The sequence below is a fragment of the Salegentibacter lacus genome (assembly GCF_020164555.1).
Taxonomy (GTDB): Bacteria; Bacteroidota; Bacteroidia; order Flavobacteriales; family Flavobacteriaceae; genus Salegentibacter; species Salegentibacter lacus.
Map to the genome: position 1 here is coordinate 13713 of NZ_JAIQZB010000026.1, position 25257 is coordinate 38969.

At 37.6% G+C, this 25257-nt stretch carries 19 protein-coding genes; 10 read left to right on the top strand and 9 right to left on the bottom strand.

Annotated elements, in window-relative coordinates; translation table 11 throughout:
- Positions 1-8: 8 nt before the first annotated feature.
- The 8 genes from LB465_RS16490 to LB465_RS16525 are packed head-to-tail and all read right to left on the bottom strand — an operon-like array spanning position 9 to position 13182.
- A complete protein-coding gene (locus LB465_RS16490; RefSeq protein ID WP_224471024.1) occupies positions 9-1346 on the bottom strand; it encodes an alpha-L-fucosidase in 1338 nt (445 codons plus the stop codon).
- Positions 1347-1351: 5 nt separating this feature from the next.
- Positions 1352-3676: a beta-N-acetylhexosaminidase gene (locus tag LB465_RS16495; RefSeq protein WP_224471025.1), complete on the bottom strand. Its 2325-nt coding sequence runs from the start codon at positions 3674-3676 to the stop codon at positions 1352-1354.
- 1 nt (position 3677) lies between these two features.
- Entirely contained in the window at positions 3678-5894 is a 2217-nt protein-coding gene (locus LB465_RS16500) for a GH92 family glycosyl hydrolase (protein ID WP_224471026.1), read from the bottom strand.
- Positions 5895-7001: a family 10 glycosylhydrolase gene (locus tag LB465_RS16505; RefSeq protein ID WP_224471027.1), complete on the bottom strand. Its 1107-nt coding sequence runs from the start codon at positions 6999-7001 to the stop codon at positions 5895-5897.
- A 5-nt stretch (positions 7002-7006) separates the two neighbouring features.
- Complete coding sequence (locus tag LB465_RS16510) at positions 7007-8068, bottom strand: carbohydrate-binding family 9-like protein (RefSeq protein ID WP_224471028.1); 1062 nt, start codon at positions 8066-8068, stop codon at positions 7007-7009.
- 2 nt (positions 8069-8070) lie between these two features.
- A complete protein-coding gene (locus LB465_RS16515) occupies positions 8071-9036 on the bottom strand; it encodes a glycoside hydrolase family 130 protein (protein WP_317198449.1) in 966 nt (321 codons plus the stop codon).
- Between the two features lies 1 nt (position 9037).
- The gene (locus tag LB465_RS16520; protein WP_224471030.1) at positions 9038-10915 is read right to left on the bottom strand and encodes a sodium:solute symporter family protein; all 1878 of its coding nucleotides are present in this window, start codon (positions 10913-10915) and stop codon (positions 9038-9040) included.
- Complete coding sequence (locus LB465_RS16525) at positions 10915-13182, bottom strand: GH92 family glycosyl hydrolase (RefSeq protein WP_224471031.1); 2268 nt, start codon at positions 13180-13182, stop codon at positions 10915-10917. The genes LB465_RS16520 and LB465_RS16525 overlap by 1 nt, the downstream gene beginning before the upstream one ends.
- A 431-nt stretch (positions 13183-13613) precedes the next feature.
- Here LB465_RS16525 and LB465_RS16530 point away from each other — a divergent pair, with 431 nt between their 5' ends.
- Together LB465_RS16530 and LB465_RS16535 are read left to right on the top strand one after the other, a co-directional pair.
- Positions 13614-14429, top strand: coding sequence for a sensor histidine kinase (locus tag LB465_RS16530; protein ID WP_317198448.1), 816 nt, complete (start codon positions 13614-13616; stop codon positions 14427-14429).
- Positions 14426-15127 (top strand): LytR/AlgR family response regulator transcription factor, encoded by a 702-nt coding sequence (locus tag LB465_RS16535; RefSeq protein ID WP_224471033.1) that lies wholly within the window; start codon positions 14426-14428, stop codon positions 15125-15127. The genes LB465_RS16530 and LB465_RS16535 overlap by 4 nt, the downstream gene beginning before the upstream one ends.
- Here LB465_RS16535 and LB465_RS16540 read toward each other — a convergent pair.
- The gene (locus LB465_RS16540; protein ID WP_224471034.1) at positions 15124-16146 is read right to left on the bottom strand and encodes a helix-turn-helix domain-containing protein; all 1023 of its coding nucleotides are present in this window, start codon (positions 16144-16146) and stop codon (positions 15124-15126) included. The two genes, LB465_RS16535 and LB465_RS16540, sit on opposite strands and share 4 nt — an antisense overlap.
- 619 nt (positions 16147-16765) lie before the next feature.
- Here LB465_RS16540 and LB465_RS16545 point away from each other — a divergent pair.
- The 8 genes from LB465_RS16545 (at position 16766) to LB465_RS16580 (ending at position 25039) form a co-directional block, all read left to right on the top strand.
- Positions 16766-17101 (top strand): arsenosugar biosynthesis-associated peroxidase-like protein, encoded by a 336-nt coding sequence (locus tag LB465_RS16545; protein ID WP_224471035.1) that lies wholly within the window; start codon positions 16766-16768, stop codon positions 17099-17101.
- Between the two features lie 67 nt (positions 17102-17168).
- Complete coding sequence (arsS, locus tag LB465_RS16550; protein ID WP_224471036.1) at positions 17169-18227, top strand: arsenosugar biosynthesis radical SAM (seleno)protein ArsS; 1059 nt, start codon at positions 17169-17171, stop codon at positions 18225-18227.
- 24 nt (positions 18228-18251) lie between these two features.
- A complete protein-coding gene (locus LB465_RS16555) occupies positions 18252-18890 on the top strand; it encodes a TIGR04282 family arsenosugar biosynthesis glycosyltransferase (RefSeq protein WP_224471037.1) in 639 nt (212 codons plus the stop codon).
- 92 nt (positions 18891-18982) lie between these two features.
- Positions 18983-19795, top strand: a complete 813-nt coding sequence (locus tag LB465_RS16560) for a purine-nucleoside phosphorylase (RefSeq protein WP_224471038.1) — start codon at positions 18983-18985, stop codon at positions 19793-19795.
- A 6-nt stretch (positions 19796-19801) separates the two neighbouring features.
- Positions 19802-21088, top strand: a complete 1287-nt coding sequence (locus LB465_RS16565; RefSeq protein ID WP_224471039.1) for an NAD(P)/FAD-dependent oxidoreductase — start codon at positions 19802-19804, stop codon at positions 21086-21088.
- Positions 21089-21216: 128 nt separating this feature from the next.
- Positions 21217-22800 carry a 4Fe-4S binding protein gene (locus tag LB465_RS16570; protein WP_224471040.1) on the top strand — a complete coding sequence of 528 codons (1584 nt, stop codon included), beginning with the start codon at positions 21217-21219 and terminating at the stop codon, positions 22798-22800.
- Positions 22800-23573: a glycosyltransferase family 2 protein gene (locus tag LB465_RS16575; protein WP_237690549.1), complete on the top strand. Its 774-nt coding sequence runs from the start codon at positions 22800-22802 to the stop codon at positions 23571-23573. Before LB465_RS16570 ends, LB465_RS16575 begins: the two co-directional genes overlap by 1 nt.
- The gene (locus LB465_RS16580; RefSeq protein WP_224471041.1) at positions 23573-25039 is read left to right on the top strand and encodes a cellulose synthase family protein; all 1467 of its coding nucleotides are present in this window, start codon (positions 23573-23575) and stop codon (positions 25037-25039) included. Before LB465_RS16575 ends, LB465_RS16580 begins: the two co-directional genes overlap by 1 nt.
- The last annotated feature ends 218 nt before the right edge of the window (positions 25040-25257 follow it).

The window sequence follows — 25257 nt, forward strand, 5'->3', positions numbered from 1 at the left end:
CAATATTTTTAATTTAATTCTACGGCATTTCCATGACCACGATACAATTGTAATTCTCCTTCAAGCTCCACTTCTAAAACCGTAATATATCCATTTATACTTGTTTTTGAAGGTAATCCTATTCTTAAAATCCCGGGGATATTATTCCAGGCAGCTCCTCCATTTCTAACGAAATCCAATTGCTCCCCACTCCCAAGAACACGAATAGATTTTACCTTATTTTGAATACCCTTTAGGGATATATAATTTTTAGGATCCTGAAGCATAAAAAGATATATCTTCTTGTGATCCTTACTTATGGTAGTAGGACCATAAAAATGCCCATAAGGAAGGCCGGCTACCGTACCGTGAACAGCCTGTTTATTTTTAGTTATCCAGTTTCCAAGTTCTTTGAGTCTTAATTCCTGCTCCCCGGGAATAGTGCCATCTGGTTTAGGACTTATATTTAGCAATAAATTTCCACCAGAACCTATAACTTCGGCAAAAGTTCTTATTATTTGGGAAGTGGGTTTATAATTAGTATCAGAAGGAAAATAACCCCAATTATCATTCATCGTCATACAAAACTCCCAGGGGCCTTCCGGTCTAACCACCGGCACCCCCTGTTCTGGGGTACTATAATCCCCGTGCTGATTTAGCCTTGAATTGACAATTATATTAGGATTTCTACTCAATAAAGAATCTTTGAGGCTCTTCGTCCTCCATTCTTCAGAACTATGTTCCCAATCTCCATCAAACCAAAAAAGATCAGGATTGTATTTCTCCTGAAGCTCTTTTACCTGGTTTTTATAAAAAGAAACAAATCTTTCCCATGCCGGCCAGGTTTTTTGATTCTTTTGCGTGTAGTTTTTTCCGGTATCAGGCCTTGGAAAAACTACTTCATAATCGGGATGAGACCAATCTGGCAAAGAATAATATAAACCAACTTTTAAATTGTTTTTCCGCGAAGCTTTTACAAATGGATCAACCAGATCTCTGCCTGCGGGCGTTTTTTCTGCAACATTAAGTTTACTCAAATTAGTATCCCAAAGTGCGACCCCATCGTGATGCTTGGTGGTGAGTACCGCATAATCGGCCCCTACTTCTTTAAAAAGTTTTGCCCAGGCTTCAGGATTGTAATTGCTGGCTGTGAATTCCTTGCCCTGTTCCATATAATCGGCATAAGAAATTTGTTTATGATATAAAGACCAGGATTCTGTAATTCCATTAACGGCGTAATAACCCCAATGCACAAAAATCCCTAATTTGGCATCTTCAAACCACGCCATCCTTTCACTTTTTTCTTGCGAATCTTGTGCAAATCCAAACTGAGTGCAACAAAGAAAAAGAAGTATTAATTTTTTCATATTCATTACTCTACAATTATTTCATCGAGAAACAGCCAGGCGCTCCCTTTGTTCGGCAAACCTTTATAAACATCTATATTTATCTTTAAAAACCTGACCTCCTGTGGTTCTACATCTATTTCAAAATCTTTTAAATCTATCGTTCCATTAGTTTTAAATTGACGTTTAAGCTCTCCCATTTTATTATAATGCTCTCCATCTTTAGAAACAAAAGCAGAAACCTTTACCGGGAAATATATTCCAGAGCCCTGATTTTCCATTGTTCCTACTCTAATTTTCTCGATTTCAGTAATTTCATTAAAAGTGATAATAGCTTCTACATCTTCGCCTAACCAGCCAAGCCATTGCCCATCGTGAAAATTTTTAGTCCCTCTAATTACATTAAGTGTAGTTTTTCTTCCTTCTCCAGTGTAGCTATCATTATACACTGGCTCATAAATAACTTCTTCTCCAACTGCCTTATGGAAATGGAAATTTTTAACCAAAGTATCACCCTTTGGTCTTCCATTTTTAAAAACAGCAGCTCTTAAGCGGCTACTTTCAGCTATATTAAAAGGTTCCTTATATAATTTAGAAGTAGCATTTAAATTTTCATTATTCAACGTATATCGAATTTCTGAGCCCGGAAATTCATTTTTTAAAGCTATCTTAATCTCAAAGGAAGTAGTATCTATTTGGCTTTCTGCAGTTACAGAGTAAGCACTACCTGCATAATTAATATCCATTACATCAAAACGCTTAAACATTTCCTGCATTCTGCCGGAGAAATCTTCCCAATCCAGCTTTTCTTTCGGGCTCCATAAGACTTCAGACAGTGCTACCAATCTCGGAAAGAGCATATATTCTGAATGTGAATTGGTAGGAATAAATTCTGACCATAAATTGGCCTGCCCACCAAGCACATGTTCTTTTTGATCTACAGACATAGAATCAACTACGGGATCAAATTCATAAACTTTGCTTAGCGGCGTATATCCCCCAAAGGCTAAAGGCTCAGTATCTGGATCGCCCTGATAATGATCAAAATACACGTGACTTCCCGGAGTCATTACCACATCATGATCTTCTTTTGAAGCTTCCCAGCCGCCTTTAACTCCGCGCCAGCTCATAACTGTAGCTCCGGGAGCAAGACCTCCTTCCAGTATCTCGTCCCAGCCTATTAAAATACGGTCGTGAGAACTTATAAACCGCTCCATTCTTTTTATAAAGTAACTTTGAAGCTCATCTACATCTTTTAAATTCTCACTAGCCATTCTTTGCTGGCAATCTGGACATTTTTCCCAGTTTGTTTTTGTCGCTTCATCCCCACCAATATGAATATATTTTGAAGGAAAAAGTTCCATTACTTCCAGAAGAACGTTTTCTAAAAATTCGAAAGTAGATTCTTTTCCGGCACAATAAATCTCGGTAATTGGCCAAACCCCTCCCGAAGGAACCATAATCTCATTTTCATTACAGGATAATTCAGGATAAGCAGCAATGGCACTCATTACATGAGCTGGCATCTCTATTTCGGGGACTACAGTAATGCCTCTTTTGCTAGCATAACTAACAATTTCCTTGATTTCTTCCTGGGTATAAAATCCTCCAAAAGTAGCTTCTTCACCTAGTTGCGGAGTTGGCCTGGCATTCCAGGGTTTATCTTCGTGATCTACCCGATATCCACCGGTTTCGGTTAGTTTTGGATATTTTTTTATCTCTATTCTCCATCCCTGATCATCTACTAAATGTAGATGTAACGTGTTCATTTTTAAAAAAGCGAGCCTGTCTATAGTTTTAAAAATATATTCCTTCTCAAAAAAATGTCGGGAAACATCTAACATTAATCCCCGCCATTCAAAACGAGGTGCATCAATAATTTCCAGATTCGGGATGTTCCAGGTTTTGTTTTTAACTATAGATTTGCTTTCAATTTCTACGGGAAGTAATTGTCTTAGACTTTCGAGCCCATAAATAAAACCAGACAAGGAAGAAGCCCCAATTTCTACAGAATTATCTTCTACTAAAAGCCGATAAGCTTCGCTCTCTAAATCTGGATTAGAAAGGAAAAGTATAAAATTGGTATCCGGCTTTTCTGCCTGAATTTTAAGCTCCCAACCGGCAGCATTTTTAAATTTATCGGTTAATATTTCAGCAATTTCCTGCTGTTTATTATTCTCTACTACAAAAACCGTATTTTCATTAAACGTAAAACTTCCATTATGCAGTGAAATTTCTTTTGGTTTGGGAATGATATTTATTTCAGAAACATCAGAATTAATTTTCTCGCTTTCCCCGCACGAAATTGCCATGACAAATATTAATAGCCCTATGAATTTTAATCTTTTCATTCTAATAAATTTTATTAGGTTCCGGTGATTTTAATTTTTTATTCACGGGTTTATCTGTCATTTTAAAAATCAGCTCCCCGCCTGCAACAATCTCCTTATGAGTTATAAAAGATCTGTTTAGTTTTACTCCATTAAGGTGGACGCTTTTTACATATATATTCTCACCTGAATATCTTTCTGCTTCAATGCGGAATGTTTTATTCGCGGGTAATCTTATTTCTGCAGATTCAAAAAGAGGAACCCCAAGCATATAAGTTCCCTGTGCAGGATTCACGGGATAAAAGCCAAGGGAACTAAAAATGTACCAGGAAGACATTTGCCCGCAGTCTTCGTTGCCGCAATGTCCCGCCGGCTCATTTTTATACTGAGTTGTGAGAATCTCCCTAACCAGTTTTTGGGTTTTAGATGGCTTGTTTACATAATTATACAAATACGCTACATGATGACTAGGCTCATTTCCATGCGCATACTGGCCAATCATTCCTGTACTAAAAATCGGTAATTTATCATCCTGTGTTGGATGATAGGTAAACATAGAGTCCTGTTTTTGTTGAAATCGCTCTTCACCTCCTGTTGTTTTGATTAACTCCGGGATATTTTGCGGTACAAACCAGAAATATTGCCAGGCATTGCTTTCACTAAAATATTTTGTGTATTCCTTCGGAATAAAGTTTTTCACGAAGCTTCCATCTTCAGTTTTAGGCCGGAAAAAGGTGCTTTTTTCATCATATATATTTTTCCAGTTTTGGGAACGTTTCAGGAAATATTTATAATCTTCTGTTTTCCCCAAATCTTTTGCAAACATTGCGACGCACCAATCGTCATAAGCATATTCAAGGGTTTTTGAAACACTCCAGTCTTCATTCTCTTCACCGGCGGGCACATAACCCAAATCACGATAAACATCAATTTCCCTGTTATTCGCCATTGCACTGGCTTTACAGGCTTCATAGGCCAATTCAGCATCGAAATCAAAACCTTTGAAATAAGCATCTACCACCACCGGGACCGCGTGATAACCAAGCATCATATTGGTTTCATTTCCCTGCATAGACCAAACCGGCAGGAGACCTGTTTCTTTATAATGTGCAAGTAGTGATTTAATAAAACCTGGCACCTTCTCCTGTTGTATAATCGTATAGAGCGGATGCGCAGCACGAAAAGTATCCCAGAGTGAGAAGGTATCATAACGTTCAAAACCTTTTGCTGTCTCCACCTCTCCATTTGCTCCCTTGTAATTTCCCTGGGAATCACTTAGTAATGTCGGGGCTAACATAGATTGATACATCATAGTATAGAAAACCGATTTCTGATCTTTATCCTCAGTTTCTATCCTTATTTTTTGCAGCTCCTTTTCCCATGTTTGCCGCGCTTCATTTTTATACCTGTCGAAATTGAAGTGTGGCGCTTCGGTTCGCAGAGAACTGTAAGCTCCGTCTATATTCGCGGAAGAAATTCCTGTTTTTAAAATAATTTTTTCTTCTGCTGAAGTTTTAAAATTCAGCTCAATTCTTGTATCAATTCCTTTTACAGGATTTTCTGCTATAGCATTATCTTCAAAAAGCTCATAAGAATCAAAAGGGCGGGATAATTCAATCACAAAATAAACACGTTGATCTTCGGCCCAGCCGGTAGATTTCCTGTAGCCTTCAATAGTGGTGTTATTAACAACCCGAATATAAGTAGCTGTAGGACTATCCCAGTTTAAGGAATAACCTAAATCAACATGAATTTTAGAACCGTTGTCTTCGGGAAAAGTATAACGATGAATCCCGGTTCTTTTGGTAGCAGTAAGTTCTGCCAGAATACCATAATCCAGCAATTCTACTGCATAATATCCCGGGGAAGCTTTTTCCTTTTCGTGATTAAATTCTGAAAATGGCTTGTAATTATTGGCTTCTATTTTCTTTTCAAACCGACTATTGGTTGGCATTACCAAAATATCATAAAGATCGCCGGCGCCGGTTCCGGAAAGATGCATATGGGAAAAACCGCTAATTATTGAATCCTGATAAAAATAGCCTGCAATGCGATCCCAACCGGGAATTCCTATGTCGGGACTTAATTGAACCATCCCGTAAGGAACGGTGGCACCGGGATAAGTATTTCCCGGGCCATCGGTTCCAATAAAAGGGTTTACATATTCCGTAAGCTTCTGCTTTTGGGCAAAAGCCGAAACTGTAAACAGCATTAACAAAAACAAACCTAAATTCTTCATCTATTTACTGGCTTCTTTTATTACTTCCAGTTGTGCCGGCGTAAGGGCATTCCCATCAAAAAAAGCAACCCCTTTGGCTCCATTTTCTTTTGCAAGTTTAATAGCTTCAGAAACCTCCTGTGCACTCATAGGCGGTAGAAAAATACCTGTGTGTAAATCGGTATTTCTACCTTTTAGATCCTTCACACCCTGTTTTGTAGCATAACCAATCCAGTCTACCTCTTCGTTATAAAAATTATGATAAATCATAGGTAAAACTGCGTCAATTTTCCATTTATCCCAACGCTGACGAACCATATGCCCGGCCATTTCGGGGTAAGGAAAAACAGCGGCGGTTAAATCTTTATTATTATTGTGCGCAATCTCATAGGCATCATCTACCACGGCTTTGATTTTGTTTAAACGAAATTGTTTCCATTCCATATCTATCGCCGGATTTTCAAAGTCCCGGGGATTTTTATGATGAATCTCTTCAAATTCTGCTATACAAACATCGCAGTAACAAAAATCAAATTCGGGGAGTTCTTCCTCCTGTTCTAAATCATATTTCGGCAATAAACCTATAGGTAGAAAAATATCAGAAAACCTTATATAATCGAGATGAACACTGGCAACACCTTCAACCTTAGCCAGGCCCTCCACTAAACCTAAGACATGGTTTCTGGATTCTTCACGAGTAGGACACAACCACTGGTAGTAATCTACATAAGGTCTGGTATCGTGAGTAGAATTACCATCCCTGCTTACTGTATACCATTCAGGATTTTGCAGCGCTATACTGTCTCCCGGGCGGTTCATGGCCATAATCCAGGCGTGAACTTCCAGCCCTTCTTTTTTGGCCAGCGGAGTTAAACGGGATAGCAATTCAGGATCTGTATTTGTATTTATCAATACCGCTTCAATGCCATTTTCACTGTATTTTTTAAATTCTGAAGTGTATGAGGAATCTGCTCTTTTCGCATCGGCAGTAGTCCATACCCAGAATTTAAAATCGTCCTGTTTTTCTTCAGCATTGTTTTGCTGATTTTTTTTAGCAGCCCCAACATTATCAAGGCAGGAAGTGAACCCGAAGGCTAACAAGGCAATTAATAAAAGTTTAGTTTTCATATAATTTAGATTTTGGAGTTTAAAAATTTGCCATCTTCTGTAATGATATAGCGTTTTCCGGTAAATGGACTTTCCACAGAAATATTCCAGCCGGTTAGATGATTTTCCAGTTGAGGTTTTAAAAGCTGACCATCGATTTTTAAGGGTTCTTTCTGAATGTTTTTAAGCTTAGATGCCCATTTTCCCTGTTTATTATAATATGATTTTTGAGCCCTGTACAAACTATACAAAGCCCATCTTATTTCTTCGTCCTGCGGAATAGTGAAATCATCTAATTCGCCTACCTGTTTCGATGAAAAATAAACATACCCCCAATGTTCAGGCTCGTGCATATTGATTACTCCCTGAGGTGACCAGACCCAGTTATATTCCGGTAGAAAATCACCATTCTCATTCTTTTTTCGAGAATATCGTCCTTCGGTTAAATCGTGATCCCAGTTAACTCTGGAAAAATTAATTCTCCAGAATTCTTCTTCAGGTAAATTTTTATGCGAATTTGCTTCCTTTAAAACTTCCCACGGTATGGCAACCTCAACGCTCCAGTAATTATCTTCATCAGAAGCATCGTTTAAAGTCCCTTCGATATGCACGGCCGATTTTAAGCCCTGAATATCCCAGCTATCTATTACAGGTGCAGGTTCACGATATGGTTTTACAATAAAAAGATCCCATATTGTATTTAAGGCATTCATTTCAAACTCGTAATAGTTATGCGTATCCCCGGTGGGGTCTATAAAAATCTCAAAATCATTATTATAAAAAATTACGGTATCGCGTTGCTTGAGGGTTGCCCAAATATGAGGTTCTTCCATTTTAGCATAGAAATATAGATATTCCTCATTATACAACATTTTCATATTGGTTTGATATTTTGGAATTTTCTCTCCTTCTATATCAATAAAATCTTCACTTCTGGGAGCTTCCTGCCAGGAAGCCTCCGTGGCTTTCCCATCAATCTTAATCTCATCAATAGTTTTATAGGCTATATAAGATCTTGGTGGATTCTGGGCACTGGCGAAATTAGCAGCCAGGATTAAGACAAAAATATGTAAACACTTAAATTTCATAATTAAAGGCTGTTATTTTTTACAAATTCTATAATCTCACTAAGGCGGCCATAAGCGACCGAAGTCACTGTATCTGCCGCCCCGTAGTATAGCGCCAGTTTATCTTCTTTTTCTGAATGCAGAGCGGCACAGGGAAAAAGAACATTGGGAACATCGCCGGTAAGTTCATAAAGTTCAGCCGGGGCGAGTAAGTAAGGTTGTGAACGGTATTTTACTTTATCGGGATTATTTTCATCTAAAATTGCTGCACCTATAGAGTATCTAAATCCATTACAGGTATTTATCACCCCATGATAAAAAAGCAACCAACCTTCATCGGTTAAAATAGGTACTGGCCCCGCGCCAATCTTAGTGCATTGCCAGGCACTTTTTTCAAAAGGAGCTACCTTCATCACACAACGGTGTTCTCCCCAATATTTCATATCGGGACTATAACTTATATAAATATCGCCAAAGGGAGTGTGACCGTTGTCGCTGGGACGGCTCAACATTGCATACTTTCCGTTTATTTTCTTTGGAAATAGGACTCCGTTGCGGTTAAAAGGCAAAAAAGCATTTTCACACTGATAAAATTTCTTAAAGTCGAAGGTATATCCTATCCCAATTGTTGGACCGTGATAGCCGTTGCACCAGGTAATCCAATAACGGTCTTCAATAAAAGTAACTCTTGGATCGTATTTGTAATCTGAATCGATCATTTCAGTATTTCCGGGATTGAAATTAATAGGTTTATGCTCTATTTCCCAATCTAACCCATTGTTGCTAAACCCTGCAAAAATATTCATTTGCACCGCTTTATTATCACACCTAAAAACACCGGCAAAACCATTTTTAAAAGGAACAACAGCCGAGTTAAAAATACTGTTTGAGGTAGGTATTGCATAACGATCTATAATAGGGTTTTCATTATAACGCCACATTATATCTGAAGAACCAGCCGGTTTTTCCTGCCAGGGAATTTCTTGCATCTTAGTTTGCATATTTTTTAATTTTATCTAACCAGGTAAATTTTAAAATAAGTGAGCACAAAAGGAAAATTAATATAGTTAACCCCGATTTAGAATAATCCCGTACCACAAAAAATATAGGCAAAAGAATCATACTGGATTGCCATATTATCCCAACCAGGCAGTTTAACATATCCCATCCAAAATCTTTATTTCTCTGTATTTCGCCATTTTCAGTTTGCAACTCCTTTAAAACGGGTTTCCACCATCCCCAGGGCCTAACATTTAAATAAAAACTTTTAAGCGTAGCCATATTAGTTGGAGGTGTAAAATAAGTGCCCAAAAAAGATCCTAACAATGAAAAAGCAAAAATAACCGGAAAAAGGTATATGGCCGGGATATGCGCTGTTTCATATAAAAAGGAATCTGGCACAAAATTGCCTTTATTTTGGTCCATAAAGAATTGAATTGTAGCGATAATAAGGCCAGAAAGCATTCCCCAAAAATACCCCCAACCATTAAATCGCCACCAAATCCATTTTAAGAAATTCGCAGCCACATAACCTCCGTATAGAGCACTGGTAATCCAAAGCGTAATTGAATTAATAGAATCGGCAAAAAAGCCCATTATTACTCCAAATAAAACTACTAAAAATGAGGTGATATGACTTGCTTTCACGTAATGCTTATCTGTAGCCTTAGGTTTATAATATTTCTTATAAATATCATTCACAATATACGCCGGCCCGGCATTTACAAATGCTGAAAAAGTAGACATAAATGCTGCTAATAAGCCTGCTAGTAAAAGCCCCTTTATTCCTACCGGAACATGGTTATTAATTACTTTTGGTAAGATTACTTCCAGATCATTCCCACTTAAATTTCCTGAAGCAAGCATCTCGGGAGCTACGAAGATCAACCCGATAATTACCACTGCTGCTATTAGTAGATAACGCGGAATAAATAATACCAAATTGGTAAAACCACTCATATACGCAGCTTCTTTTACAGTTCGTGTAGATAGAATTCTTTGCATATCATAACTGGGAGTAGGCCCCGCAACACTTGCAAAAAAACCCTTAAACAGCGTCATCCCGATAAAGGCACCAAACATTTTATATCCCTGTGTATCTATGAGTGCGTTAAAAGGTTCTTTTTTACCTTGCCAAAAACCATTAAGCTGACTCCCAAAGGAAAGGCTTTTCCAGGCTTCAGGAATAAGCTTGTTAATTTCTGCATCACTAAAACTCACAAAAGTATATCCTGCTACCAAAATTCCCGCCAGCACCATAATCCCATACTGCAAGACTTCAGTAGTCACTACAGAGAACATTCCGCCTTTAATCGTATAAATCGTGGTAAAGAAAATAATTAGTAGCGCATAGGATTGTTCAGAATTCAGCAAGTTCAATTCTGCAAAATTAAGCGAGAGATCCCAGGGAAGAATCACAGTCATAAACTTACCAACACCTTCAAAAAAATAGGCTATAAAACCTATGGATGCAATTACTGCGAAAATAGCCACAATAAGATGCGAAGCCCTACCTGCTTTATCGTCACCAAACCTTGTAAGAATCCATTCAGATCCTGTCATCACGCCAGATCTTCTAATCCATACAGCCAGGAACATCATCACAAAGATCTGGTTCCAAATGGGCCACATCCACATAAACATAAAACTCTTCACCCCATACAAAAAAAGAATTCCTACCATCCAGGCGGTGCCTGAAACATCAAACATACCCGAACCGTTGCTAAGACCTAAGTAATACCATTTGATGCTTTTACCCCCCAGAAAGTAAGAATCTAAACCTTTAGAAGCCTTCTTTGAAACCCAAATTCCAATAGAAACCGTAAGGAAGAGGTATAGCGCAATAATTAGAACATCTATTAGTTCCATTAATTTGTATTTGTGGTTACACCCCATTTTTTATTAGGCGCACTGCCCATCTCAAATACTAACTCTCCACCCGCTAAAAGTTGTTTATGGGAAATAGATGTGCTGTTGAAATTTTTACCATTTAAAGTAGCGGACTGGATATAGATATTTTCTTCGGAAACATTATTAGCTATAATTTTAAAATGCTTGCCGTTTCCTAAGTTAATAGTAGATTTCTCGAATATAGGGCTGCCAATTTCGTATTCAGCTGAAGCTGGATTAAAAGGGTATAAACCCATAGAGCTAAACACATACCAGGCAGACATTTGCCCGGCATCTTCATTACCACTCAAACCATCTGGTTGTGTACTGTATTGCGTTTTTAAAATTTCCCTCACCCAAAATTGGGTTCTCCATGGCTTTCCGGCCTTATTAAATAAATAAGCGATATGATGGCTGGGCTCATTCCCGTGAGCATATTGCCCAATTAAACCTGAGATATCGGCCGATACATTTTCCCCTGTTATTTCTGAACTTTCAGTAAACAGCTGCTCTAATTTTTGGGTGAATTTTTCTGAACCGCCGTGAAGATTTATAAAATTCTCCGGCTCATGCAAAACAAACCAGCTATGTTGCCAGGCATTGCCTTCGGTATAATCGGTATTTTCACGATGATTGGAAAATTTAGGATCAAAAGGACTATTCCAGGTTTCTCCGTCTTTAGACTTTCCGCGCATAAAGCCAGTTTCAACATCAAAGAGTTTTTTATAGGCTTTGGCTCTTGCAGAAAAATATTCGTAATCTTTATCTTTCCCTAAAGCTTTAGCCATTTGTGCAACGCACCAATCATTATAGGCATATTCCAGGGTAATTGTAACCGACTCGTCTAAAAGTTCGAAGGGTATATACCCGTACTCTTTATAATATTCTAAACCCCGCTCGTCTTGCATCATCGTATTTTTCATTGCGGCGTAGGCTTCTTCCACATCAAAACCTCGAATTCCTTTAAGATAAGCTTCAGTAATAACAGGAATAGAATGGTAACCGGTCATAGTGTTTGTCTCATTTCCGTAGAGCGTCCAAACCGGGAGAATCTTATTGGTTTTATAATATTCCAACATAGAATTTATAATATCTGAAACCCTATCAGGATGTGTTATGGTAAGTAGTGGTTGCTGAGCTCTAAAGGTATCCCAAAGGGATAAGGTAGAATACGCGGTATAATCTTCTGCGGTAATCAGGCTATCATTTTCCTTACGGAATTCTCCATTCTTGTCGCTAAAAGTAACCGGGGCGAGCTGGGTGTGATATAGCGCTGTGTAAAATATGGTTTTTAAAGAATCTACCGGAGTCTGAATCGTGATGTTTTCTAAAGAATTTTCCCAAACTGAATTTCCTTCTTCCTTTACTTCTTTAAATTGAAATTTTTGCTTATCGAGATTTTCCTTTGCATTCTTTATACTTACTGAAGATAAGGCTAATTTAACCTGGACTTCCCTGCCGGTAGCTTCATCAAAAAAGAACTGAGCAGAAGTTTTAGTCCCTTCAGCTGTTTTTCCTTCTATCTTTTTGCCTTCTGTAAATAAACTGTGGGAAATTATAGGTTTTGAAAATTCAGCAGTAAAAAACACTTTTTGGTTCTTAGCCCAACCTTTACTATGCCTGTAACCACTAATAGTTTTCCCATTCTCTATAACGATTTTTGTTTCAGTAGGGCTATCCCAGTTAATTGCGAAGCCCAGATCTAGCACTACAGATTGTGTATCAGCTTCAGTAAAAGTGTATTTTGAATAACCGGTGCGCAGGGAACTGGTAAGCTCTACATTTATCTGATGATCATCAAGAAAAACCTGGTAATAGCCGGGCTTTGATTCTTCATTTTCGTGGCTAAATTTAGATTTATACGGAATATCTTCCCTGCTTCTAACCTCAGTGGTTAAATCTATTTCACGGTTTACCGGCATAAAAAGTAAATCGGCTAAATCTCCGATTCCCGTTCCGCTTAGATGAAGATGCGAAAACCCGGCAATGATGTTATCAGAAATATGATAGCCAGAACACCAGTCCCAATCGCTAATTCCATTATCAGGGCTAAGTTGAATCATTCCAAATGGCACGGTTGCCCCTGGATAGGTATGCCCGTGGCCTCCTGTTCCAATAAACGGATCTACGTAAGAAGTCAATTCTCTATTTGAATCCTGATCGTTGATTTCTTTCTTATTCCGCTCTTTACAGGCGGCAATAGTTATCACAAGAACAAATAGTAGAATGGGGTATTTTCTAAACATGCTTCTTTCAATTTTTTTAGGCATAAAAAATAATACCTGTAGATATTTCATAAATATTTATATATTCAGCAACGCAAAAAATAATATTAGACAAACAACATTTAAGAAAAGCCGAATAGCTAAAATCTATCTTTTTCCTTCCAATGTCACTACGAAAACGTTTTAAACGAAGCTTTTTTTTAAATGAAAGATGGGGTTATCAAATATCCAGTTTACATCATGTGATTTTCTGGACTGTTTATTTCATTTTTAACACTCTAAGGTGGGGTAGTTATTATGGAGATTATCTCTATTCTCTAAAGGCAAATTTATTGGGTTTCCCAATACATATGGCCTTGTGCTATTTTACAATTTACCTGCTTATCCCAAGGTTTATCTACAAAAGGAAATTCTTTTGGTTTATTTTCTGTTTAATAGCTGCTATCTTCTTAATGGTAATTCTTAAATACGAACTTACTTATCTTTTAATAAGTAATAATGTATGGCCAGAAGGACCGGAAGAAACCTCAAATCTTAGCTTTAATTATATAATGGTAATGATGCTGGGGGAGCTCTATGTTATCTCGTTTGTTACTGCTATTAAAATCACCATAGACTGGATGAGCGAGAATAAAAGAGCTGCAAAACTTGAAAAAACCCAGCTTGAAACTGAATTAAGGTTTTTGCGCTCACAAATATCTCCACACTTCTTCTTCAATACTTTAAATAATATTTATTCGCTTAGCCTCAGCAAATCGAATAAAACCCCAGAAACCATATTAAAACTTTCTGAGTTAATGCGGTATTTGCTGTATGAAACCAAACCGAATCTGCAAAGCTTAAAAAAAGAGATAAAATGTATTAAAAACTATTTGGATCTAGAAAGAATTAGATATGGTGAAAATTTAAGTATACAACTAAAGGTTGAAGGTTCTACAAAAAACAAGAAGTTACCTCCAATGTTACTAATTCCTTTTGTGGAGAATGCATTTAAACATGGAGCTAACAAAAGCAATAAAGAAATCGTTATCCAGATAGATCTTATTATTGAAGATGATATTTTGTACTTTCGAACCTGTAATAGTCTTCCCAATCCCGAAGAAATAACATCTATCTCTCCAAAAGATTTAGAGCTACAAGCGGGAGGTATTGGAATTGCAAACGTAAAAAAGCGCCTAAGATTAGGTTATAATAAGGATGACTATAACCTGAAAATTATCAGGAAAGAAACTGAGTTTTTGGTTGACCTAAAGTTAAAATTGAAATGATGCTGAAATGTGTAATTATAGATGATGAGCCCTTAGCGGTAGATGTAATTAAAAACTATATCTCCCAAATTAAAGGCCTGGAAATAATGGCAAGTTTTAATAGCGCTTTAGACAGCCTGGAATTTCTGCAGGAAAATGAGGTAGACCTTATGTTTTTAGACATAAACATGCCTGTTCTAGACGGTTACAGTTTCCTAAAAAGTTTAAGCAATAAGCCCCAGGTAATTATTACCACGGCGCACGAAGAATACGCCGTTAAAGGCTATGAACTTGAAATCCTGGATTATCTTGTAAAACCCATCCCCTTTCCCCGGTTTCTAAAAGCAGTTAATAAAGCTATAAAAAATTGCGAAGAAAATAAAGGCGAAAACGATGACTGGAAAGGCAAACATCTTTTTTTAAAAATCAACAAAAAAAAGATGAAAAAGGTTTACTTAAATGATATTCTGTTAGTGGAAAGTCTAAAAGATTATATCAAGGTAATTACGCCTAACAAGAATTATATTATTCATCAAACCTTAAGCAGTTTCACCGAAAGTTTGCCCTCCAATAGATTTATAAGGATACATAGATCTTATACCGTTTCTCTCGATAAAATTGAAGCCCTAGAAGGCAACAGCCTGGAAATTAACGGTAAAAGATATGTTATTGGCCGTAGTTATTTATCACAAGTAAAAGATATTATCCTAGAAGACTAGTCGTCTTGCATTTTTCGTGTTTTCAGGAAATACTTAGGATTAACACCATATTTCTCTTTAAAGATCTTTGAGAAATAACTACGGTTATTCAAACCTATTGAAGTAACAATTTCAGAAATATTCTTTTCGGTGGTCATTAGCATTTCTTTGGCGGCCTCCAGCTTTTTATGCTGCATATATTTATTCACGGTAAGATCGTAAACATACTTAAAGCCTTCCTGAAGTTTATTCACGTTAGTACCGGCTTCTTTTGCCAAAGCTTCTACCGTTAAGTTACTTCCTAAATCTCCCTGAATGCGTTTTACTACATAATCTACCTTTTCAATATCAGACTGTCTAAGTATCTGCGGAAGTTTATCGCCGTCCTCATCATCTTCATATTGGGAAATTTGAATTACAAGCATTTGAAAAGTTTTAGCTTCCAGATATAACGAACGTAAAAACCCGGAAAATTCCTTAGTATTAATCTCGTTCATAATATCGGCTGCTTTGATGCTATAATTTCCCTGGTAAAAAAACTGCCTCTCTGCCACCGCATCTTGAAATAACTCTTTTAAGGTAGGTTCAAGGTCCTGAAAATCGTAGTTACGCCTATGAGCAAAAATCGACCTAATAATTTCTAAACTGGAAACGTGAGTAGCTTCATTGGCTTTAAAATAAAGTACGTGGCCATTATACCCACTACTGGATACAATTATATTTTGGTAAGCTTTTATTTCATTTACTTTCTCAGAATCCTGAAAAGAATGTCCGGTAGTCCCGGCTGAGCAAAAAATAAATTTTAGCGGATGTACGGTATTAAGTGCGAAATGAATTTCTACATCCTCATAAAACTTGCAGTTGTAAGTGATAAATCCCATGCCAGAATCAAAGCTGATTCCCCTAATATACCCTTCCCCAATATGTTCCGGCAGCTCTATAGTATGCTCTCCACTTCCGTTTTGAATCGGGGCATCTAGACTTTCAGAAATATCTTGAATAATTTCCTCTACCGGTAAAGTTTTTACATCTATCCTCATAAACCTAATTCTTAGGGAAGCCCCTGTAAATCATTTTCTTATTCTTTAGCATTCTTGTTAATTCCGTGATTATCAGCAAAATTAACGTGTAATCATTAATGTAAAGATAAAACACTTAGCAAACATACAATTAAAAGTCATTATCATTTTCATTTTAGATCCACGTTAAGATGATATATATCACACATTCAGTACATATTATAAAGAGCTTAAAATAAGCAATTGCAACCAAAAGCAAATTATATGCAGTAACTTTTATTTGAATAGCGGCAAGTAAAACAAATTAAGAATCAGATATTTACATCTTAATAATCACGCCCTTGCCTATCTTGGCCAGGTCCTAAATACCAACCAACTATGGATCTCATTTATATATTTTTGGGCTTAGAAATTCTGGCTATTCTTGCAGTTTCCGTGTTTTTTGTAAAAAAATTTATTAAAACCCTTAGGAGAAAGTAATTTCTATTTCCACCATTTTACCATTCTCTATTTCTAGAAATTTTCAGCTTTAGAATTCTCAAAGCGAAATTTAATACCTGCCATTTCCCTTAAAATTGATTGGTCGCGTAAGTATTAATAGATATTTTAGACCAAAATAACTAAAAACCTATCAACTGCTATGGCTAAGACCTATTACAATCCCGATGATCTAAGAAAATTTGGCAAAATAACCGAGTGGAGCGAAGAATTAGGAAATAAATTTTTTGATTACTACGGAAAAGTTTTCGAAGAAGGCGCACTTTCTGCCCGGGAAAAATCGCTTATAGCGCTTGCCGTATCCCACGTTGTTAAATGCCCCTATTGCATTGATGCTTATACTAAAGACGGTTTGCAAAGAGGAATTACCAAAGAAGAAATGATGGAAGCCGTTCACGCCGGTGCCGCTATTGAAAGTGGAGCAACTCTTGTTCACGGGGTACAAATGATGAATAAATATGATAAATTGAGTATGTAAGGTTTCATCTAACTATCTTAACCCTACAAATCATTTTCCCTGAAACAGCACAAAAAGTAATTTTTGCATGGCTTTATTAAAATCTTTATCGGCTAGAAAAAACGATCTTTCAAAACCCGAAAACCAACTTGCCTTTTTAAGCAACGGAATTTTTAGAGAGGGAGAACTTCCTCTTTTTAAAGATAAAATTGCCGAAACCGGTAATTATCCGTTAAAACCTAAAACACTGGAAATCCTTCAGCTTAATTTAGGATATATGTGCAATCAGGTTTGCTCTCACTGCCACGTAGACGCCGGGCCAGATCGTAAAGAGATTATGACCAAAGAGACCATGCAACAATGCCTGGAAGTGATTAAAACTACAAAAGCCCACACCTTAGACCTCACTGGTGGCGCACCAGAAATGAATCCCAATTTTAGATGGTTTGTAGAAGAAGCATCAAAAGCAGGAATCAAAGATTTTATTGTTCGCTCTAACCTCACCATTATTCTGGCTAATAAAAAGTATCACGACCTTCCGGAATTTTTCAAAAAATACAACGTACATATCATTTCCTCCCTTCCGTTTTACAAGAGGGAAAAAACCGATAAACAACGTGGCAGCGGAGTTTTTGATAAATCTATAAAAGCTTTGCAAATGCTAAATAAAGTAGGGTACGCGCAGCCAGGAACGAATTTAAAACTGGATTTAGCCTATAATCCTGCCGGCGCATTTCTTCCCACCAATCAGGAAGCTATGGAGCACGACTTTAAAACAGCATTAAAAGAAGATTTTGACATAGATTTTGATCATCTTTTCGCAATTACCAATTTACCAATTAGTCGGTTTCTCGAGTATTTAATCGCTTCAGAAAATTATGAAGATTATATGTACGAACTGGTAAATGCCTACAATCCCGCTGCGGTTAAAAACGTGATGTGTACCAATACTATTTCGATAAGTTGGGACGGCTGGCTTTATGATTGTGATTTTAACCAGATGCTGGATTTAAAAGTAGCCTCGACGGTAAAGCATATTAGCGATTATAACGAAGACCTTTTAAACAATCGTAACATTCTTATTTCCCAACACTGCTATGGCTGCACCGCAGGGGCCGGAAGTAGTTGCCAGGGCTCTGTCGCTTAATTTTTTAACTAAGAATTTTCAGTTTTGAAACCTACTGATACTTTATTAATGATTTTTACCAAAAATCCTGAATTAGGGAAGGTAAAAACCCGTTTGGCAAAATCTATCGGAGATAAAGCCGCGCTTAATATTTATAAGTTCCTGCTTTCTCATACGGTTTCGGTCACTAAAAACCTTAAGGTAGAAAAAAGAGTGTATTATTCTGATAAGATTCCGGAAAACGACCTTTGGCCTTCTGAAGCATTCAGTAAAAAACTACAGTTTGGCGGAAACTTAGGTGAAAAGATGAAAAATGCATTTTCCGAAGCTTTCCAAAGCGATTATAAGCGGGTAATTATTATTGGTAGTGATTTGCTGGATTTGTCACAACAAGATCTGGAAAATGCCTTTTTAGAGTTAGAAAAGAATGATGTAGTAATAGGCCCGGCAGAAGATGGCGGTTATTATTTATTAGGAATGAAATCCTTAAATTCGGAAGTATTTAAAAATAAAGCCTGGAGCACAAGTTCTGTGCTATCGCACACTCTAAAAGATTTAGAAGGCAAAAAAATAAAAATCCTGGAAACTCGAAACGATATAGATGAAATTCAGGATATTGAAGAAAACAGCATTTTAAAAAAATTCATAGAATCAAGAACCCTGGGGCAATCCCACGAGAGGTGAACGGGAAAACTATTCTATAATTTCGAGGCAAGCCCACCTGAATGATTCGGACAGGCCTCAGACAAAATAAACCCTCAAAGTGGAATAAAATTATGATAAAAAAATTAAACGAAACTACAGATTACCTTATTTCCAAAGGTTTCGATACACCTGAAATAGGAATTATTCTGGGCACCGGATTAGGCAATCTGGTAGATGACATAAAGATTGAAGCTGAAGTTAGTTACAATCATATCCCTCATTTTCCCACGGCAACGGTAGAATTTCATAAGGGGAAACTCATTTTTGGAACTTTGGAAGAAAAAAAAGTGATGGTCATGCAGGGACGTTTTCATTTTTACGAAGGTTACAGCCTTAGTGAAGTGACTTATCCAGTTCGGGTTATGGAAAAACTGGGCGTAAAAAAATTACTGGTAAGCAATGCTTCGGGATCCATCAACCTCGATTATAAAAAAGGAGAATTAATGCTTATCGACGATCATATTAATCTGTTGGGAGACTCCCCGCTCGCATTCGCTGGTGTCGAAAAATTAGGCGAACGCTTTGTAGATATGAGCCGGCCCTACGATACGGAAATCAATGAAATCCTCCAGGAGTCAGCCAAAAAAAATAATATTATCTTACATAAAGGTGTCTACGCTTCAGTACTGGGACCTCAACTGGAAACCCGTGCAGAATACAGAATGTTAAAGATTTTTGGTGCCGATGCGGTGGGAATGAGCACTGTACCGGAGGTGATTGTAGCCAATCAGTTAGGGCTCCCGGTTTCGGCCATATCTGTGATTACAGATGAAGGTGACCCCGATAATCTGAAACCTGTAGATATCAGTGAAATTATCGCGATGGCCGCAAAAGCAGAACCAAATATGATTAAGCTTTTCAAGGAAGTTGTAAAGTCTATTTAAGCAGATATGGAACACATCACTATCATAGGTAATGGAATTGCTGGAATTACCTGTGCGCGGCATATCAGGAAGAATTCCGACGCAAAAATTACTGTGATTTCTGCCGAAAGCGAGTATTTCTTTTCCCGCACTGCCCTAATGTATGTGTATATGGGCCATATGAAATGGAACCATTTAAAACCTTACGAAGACTGGTTTTGGGAAAAAAACCGCATTAAACTAAAAAAAGCCTGGGTTGATAAAATAGATTTTAAAGAAAAAACACTTCATTTCTCTTCCGAAGAAACTATGGATTACGATAAACTGGTATTGGCAACAGGTTCGGTTTATAATAAATTCGGTTGGGAAGGCCAGGATTTAAAAGGCGTACAGGGACTGGTTTCTAAACAAGATTTGGAACTGCTGGAAGAAAACACCCAAAACTGTAAAAGAGCCGTAATTATTGGCGGTGGACTAATAGGTGTGGAACTCGCCGAAATGCTTAAAACCCGAAATATCGATGTCACTTTTCTAATTCGTGAAGAAGCTTTCTGGCACAATATGTTACCGCTGCAGGATGCCAAAATGATTTCGGAACATATCAAATCTCACGGCGTAGACCTTCGGCACGAGACAGAACTCGATAAAATTATTGGCGATGAAAATAGGAGGGTAAAATCTGTTATCACAAATTCCGGAGAAAAAATCGAATGCCAGCTGGTGGGGCTTTGCACCGGCGTTAGACCTAATATAGACTTTCTAAAAAATTCTGAATTAGAAACCGATAAAGGAATTTTAGTAGACGAATTTCTGCAAACCAACATAGAAGATGTTTACGCGATTGGCGATTGCGCACAACTGAAGCAACCTCCGGCACATCGAAGACCTATTGAAGCAGTTTGGTATGCAGGCAGGATGATGGGCGAAACCCTTGCCCAAACCTTAACCGGAAATGCGATGAAATACAAACCGGGCAACTGGTTTAATTCGGCTAAATTCTTTGATATTGAATACCAGACTTACGGGCAGGTTTCAGCAAAACCAGGTGAGAATGAAATGCATTTTCACTGGCAGCACCAAGACAATTCAAAAGCCATCACCATCGCTTTTGAACCAAATTCCAATAAGTTCCTAGGAATAAACACTTTAGGAATTAGGATGCGCCACCCGGTTTTTGATCATTGGCTTAATGAAGACCGAAAAATAGATCACGTGCTTGCCAATCTCAAACAAGCCAATTTTGACCCAGAGTTTTACACTCACTACGAAAAGGAGATTTTTAAAAGTTTTAAAGAGAATTTACAGAAGTTTTGATTGAATATGCAGTTTTAAAAATTTAGAATTACTTGAAAAATATACCTACAAGGTCGCAAAGACCTTGCAGGAAAGCAAGGAGCTCCTGCAAGGTTTTCAAAACCTTGTAGGTGTGAAAATCAAAATATATGAGCAAACTAGAACACAATATGTCCCTCACGGGAGAGGCACCGGCAAAACTTTCTACCACGCAAAAACTTGCCAGCGGTATCGGCTTACTTGGTTTATTTATTCTGGTACTTGCCCTGGCGAATGTAAATTTCCCGAATAAAACCTTGTTTTTAAGTCTGTCTTTAGGCTTAATCGCGATGGGAACAGTGATTTTTGCAAACGATCTCTATTTAGGGAAACACGAAGGAATAAAAAATGATGGGGTTTGGTTTAAATCGCTTACCGGCCGCGGATTTTGGGCCTGGATTCTGGGAATTACCCTAACGCTTTTTTATATAGTCTTATATTGGTATCCGCAATATTTAGGCTTGAATGCCGATGGCGCCAATACAGGAATCGTCTCTTTATTCGATCCTTTAAGCCACCTTATTAGCGGAAATCCAGCCAGCCAGTGGTTTGTTTACGGAACGCTTTACACTTTGGCCATTCTTATTTTTGGCTATAAATTTATCCTGAAATATCGGAATAATCGTTACGAGATAATTCGTACATTTTCGGTTATGTTCTTTCAATTGGGTTTCGCATTTCTAATCCCGGAAATTTTAATTCGGCTTAACCAACCATATTACAATCCTGCCAATATCTGGCCGCTTAACTACGATCTGTTTACCGATTATAAGATAAACGAATTCCTTTCTGCAGGGAATATTGGGGTAATTATGCTGGCTTTTGGATTGATTTCGATTTTTGTGATCACCCCCATATTAACTTATAAATACGGAAAACGCTGGTATTGCAGCTGGGTTTGTGGCTGCGGCGGACTCGCAGAAACCGCCGGAGATCCTTACCGACATCTTTCGAATAAATCACAATATGCCTGGAAGATTGAGCGCTGGGTAATTCACAGCGTCTTGGTCTTTGTTACGGTAATGACGATCGCGGTTTTATATTCCTTTTTAGGCGATAGTGCTAATGATTTCTGGCTAACCAAAGATCTGTTTCTCTGGGGAACTGCCGGTTTTCTCACTTTGCTTTTCGCCGTAATTATGATTTTTAAACGCAAAGAATTGGCTAAAGATGCTAAATATGGTGCCATTGGTTATTTGGTGATAATTTTGACTATCATTGGTATTAATTATTTAAGCGGAAACGGGAATATTTTCTTCTTTGCCGGTTACCAACTGCGGGAATGGTATGGCTTTTTGATTGGTGCTGTATTTTCCGGGGTAATTGGAGTTGGATTTTACCCGATTTTTGGTAGCAGGGTTTGGTGCCGATACGGTTGCCCTATGGCGGCAGTTTTAGGAATGCAGCAACGACTTTTTTCAAAGTTTAGAATTACTACTAACGGCGGACAATGTATCTCTTGCGGAAATTGCTCTACGTATTGCGAAATGGGTATCGATGTTCGCGCCTATGCCCAAAGAGGTGAAAACATTGTTCGTTCCAGTTGTGTTGGCTGCGGAATCTGCTCGGCTGTCTGTCCTCGTGGCGTACTAAAACTTGAAAATGATAATTTAGGCGGAAGAATAAATTCTGAAGAAGTTCTTTTAGGAAATGATGTTGATTTAATGGATTTGGTAAACCAGAAATCGAAGTAATGCCGCAAAAAAATCACGAAACTCAGGGAAAAACTACGAAAGATGAGTCAGAAATTTACTCCCTAAATGAGTCTAAGCTTGACGGAATTAAGGTAAAAGTTATTATTCCGGCTTATAACGAAGAAGAATCCATTGCCAAAGTGATTGCTGAAATTCCTAAGATTGTTCAGGAAATAATAGTGGTAAGCAACAATTCTACCGATGCTACTGAAGAAAACGCTCTAAATGCCGGTGCAACCGTGCTTCAGGAAAATCAAAAAGGTTATGGTTATGCCTGTTTAAAGGGTATAGACTATATCTCAAAACAATCAACAACACCCGACATTATTGTCTTTCTCGATGGCGATTACAGCGATTTTCCTTCTGAATTAACCAAAATTATTGCGCCAATTATTGAAGAAAACAAAGACCTGGTGATTGGTACCCGGGTAAAAAAATGGCGTGAAAAAGGCTCAATGACTTTTCCGCAGATATTTGGGAATTGGCTGGCAACTTCTCTTATGAAATTATTCTTTAACGCCCGCTTTACCGATCTCGGTCCGTTTAGGGCGATTAAATACAATAAGTTGCTGGAACTTGAAATGCAGGACAAAACCTACGGCTGGACGATAGAAATGCAATTAAAAGTCTTAAAAAAAGGGTTTTCTTACACCGAGGTTCCCGTACATTATAAGAACAGGATTGGCACTTCAAAAGTTTCGGGCACGGTGAAAGGTGCTATCTTTGCAGGAATCAAAATCCTTGGATGGATTTTTAAATACAGTTTTAAGTAATGGATTTCGCCATTATCATCATATATACGCTTGCCCTGCTGCTCATTTTCTTTTATAGTATTTCGCAGCTTCAGTTGTTATTGAATTATCTCAAGGCAAAAAAAGAGGTGGATATCTCGGAAAAATTTAATCTAGATAATATATCTGAAATTCCTTTTGTAACCATCCAACTTCCACTTTACAACGAACTTTATGTGGTGGAACGTCTGCTGAAAAACATTGCAAAAATTGATTATCCCGGGGAAAAACTGGAAATACAAGTTCTGGATGATTCTACCGATGAATCAGTTGAAAAAATTGAAATATTAGTAGCTCAACTCCAAAAAAACGGACTTGATATAAAGCACATTACCCGCAAAGATCGTAGCGGCTTTAAGGCAGGTGCTTTAAAAGAAGGTTTAAAAATCGCTAAAGGGGAGTTAATAGCGATTTTTGATTCCGATTTTTTACCCAAGCAAGACTGGCTACTGCAAACTGTTCCCTACTTCAAGGATCCTGAAATAGGCGTGGTGCAAACCCGCTGGGGACATATAAACCGAAATTATTCCCTGCTTACCAAAATTCAGGCATTCGCTTTGGACTTTCATTTTATCCTGGAACAGACCGGCCGTAATTTTGGACGGCATTTTATCAACTTTAATGGTACAGCCGGAATATGGAGAAAGGAATGCATTTTGGATTCAGGAAATTGGAGCGGAGACACCTTAACCGAAGATCTGGACCTAAGTTACCGAGCGCAACTCAAAAAATGGAAGTTTAAATACCTGGAAGATGTAGAAACCCCGGCCGAATTACCGGTGGCGATAAGTGCAGCCCGCTCCCAGCAATTTCGATGGAATAAAGGCGCTGCAGAGAATTTCAGAAAGAATTTCAAAAAGCTCGTTAAAGATAAATCGGTTTCTCTTAGCACTAAATTTCACGCGTTTTTTCATCTTTTAAATTCCAGTATGTTTTTGGTGATCTTGGTTTTGGCGGTGCTAAGTATTCCTGTGTTGTTTATTAAAAATAATAATCCACAGTTTAATTGGTATTTTAACCTGGTGGCTTTCTTTTTGGTAAGCACGGTTATTTTTCTTTTCTGCTATTACGCTGCTTATGCAAAGATTCATGGGAAAAGCTTTAAAAGTTTCCTGAACTTTATCGGGATGTTTTTTACGTTTTTTTCGGTAGCTATGGGATTTTCGGTTCATAATTCCCTGGCGGTTTTGGAAGGGCATTTCGGGAAAAAATCGGCGTTTATAAGAACGCCGAAATTCAATGTGGATTCCCTAAAAGATTCCTGGAAAAATAATATTTATATTCAGCAGAAATTTTCATTAAGCATTGGGGTTGAATTCGCTTTGTGGCTGTATTTTGGTTTCGGCCTCTATAGCGCTTTTATGCTGAATGATTTTAGTCTTGCCATTTTTCATCTGATGCTTTTTATAGGCTTTGGGTTTGTGGTTTTTAGGTCGGTTAGAATTTAAAAGGCTAAATAGATTAAATTCAAAATTGTTGTCATCGTCATCCTGAACTCGTTTCAGGATCTAACAAGATTTGAATATCCACATCATAGATCCTGAAATAAATTACCATTGACGTATTTTTCAAGTTGCTGTTTTATAGCTGATTACCATGTTCATTTCTTTTGCCATTTTGAATAAGCTTTTTTGTTTATTAAGTAGTATTTTTTCTTGGTAAGCTT

Excerpts from the sequence above, each read along its gene's own strand:
- LB465_RS16490 (WP_224471024.1), bottom strand. The coding sequence starts at position 1,346 with ATGAAAAAATTAATACTTCTTTTTCTTTGTTGCACTCAGTTTGGATTT.
- LB465_RS16495 (WP_224471025.1), bottom strand. The coding sequence starts at position 3,676 with ATGAAAAGATTAAAATTCATAGGGCTATTAATATTTGTCATGGCAATT.
- LB465_RS16500 (WP_224471026.1), bottom strand. The coding sequence starts at position 5,894 with ATGAAGAATTTAGGTTTGTTTTTGTTAATGCTGTTTACAGTTTCGGCT.
- LB465_RS16505 (WP_224471027.1), bottom strand. The coding sequence starts at position 7,001 with ATGAAAACTAAACTTTTATTAATTGCCTTGTTAGCCTTCGGGTTCACT.
- LB465_RS16510 (WP_224471028.1), bottom strand. The coding sequence starts at position 8,068 with ATGAAATTTAAGTGTTTACATATTTTTGTCTTAATCCTGGCTGCTAAT.
- LB465_RS16515 (WP_317198449.1), bottom strand. The coding sequence starts at position 9,036 with ATGCAAGAAATTCCCTGGCAGGAAAAACCGGCTGGTTCTTCAGATATA.
- LB465_RS16520 (WP_224471030.1), bottom strand. The coding sequence starts at position 10,915 with ATGGAACTAATAGATGTTCTAATTATTGCGCTATACCTCTTCCTTACG.
- LB465_RS16525 (WP_224471031.1), bottom strand. The coding sequence starts at position 13,182 with ATGTTTAGAAAATACCCCATTCTACTATTTGTTCTTGTGATAACTATT.
- LB465_RS16530 (WP_317198448.1), top strand. The coding sequence starts at position 13,614 with ATGGTAATTCTTAAATACGAACTTACTTATCTTTTAATAAGTAATAAT.
- LB465_RS16535 (WP_224471033.1), top strand. The coding sequence starts at position 14,426 with ATGATGCTGAAATGTGTAATTATAGATGATGAGCCCTTAGCGGTAGAT.
- LB465_RS16540 (WP_224471034.1), bottom strand. The coding sequence starts at position 16,146 with ATGAGGATAGATGTAAAAACTTTACCGGTAGAGGAAATTATTCAAGAT.
- LB465_RS16545 (WP_224471035.1), top strand. The coding sequence starts at position 16,766 with ATGGCTAAGACCTATTACAATCCCGATGATCTAAGAAAATTTGGCAAA.
- arsS (WP_224471036.1), top strand. The coding sequence starts at position 17,169 with ATGGCTTTATTAAAATCTTTATCGGCTAGAAAAAACGATCTTTCAAAA.
- LB465_RS16560 (WP_224471038.1), top strand. The coding sequence starts at position 18,983 with ATGATAAAAAAATTAAACGAAACTACAGATTACCTTATTTCCAAAGGT.
- LB465_RS16565 (WP_224471039.1), top strand. The coding sequence starts at position 19,802 with ATGGAACACATCACTATCATAGGTAATGGAATTGCTGGAATTACCTGT.
- LB465_RS16570 (WP_224471040.1), top strand. The coding sequence starts at position 21,217 with ATGAGCAAACTAGAACACAATATGTCCCTCACGGGAGAGGCACCGGCA.
- LB465_RS16575 (WP_237690549.1), top strand. The coding sequence starts at position 22,800 with ATGCCGCAAAAAAATCACGAAACTCAGGGAAAAACTACGAAAGATGAG.
- LB465_RS16580 (WP_224471041.1), top strand. The coding sequence starts at position 23,573 with ATGGATTTCGCCATTATCATCATATATACGCTTGCCCTGCTGCTCATT.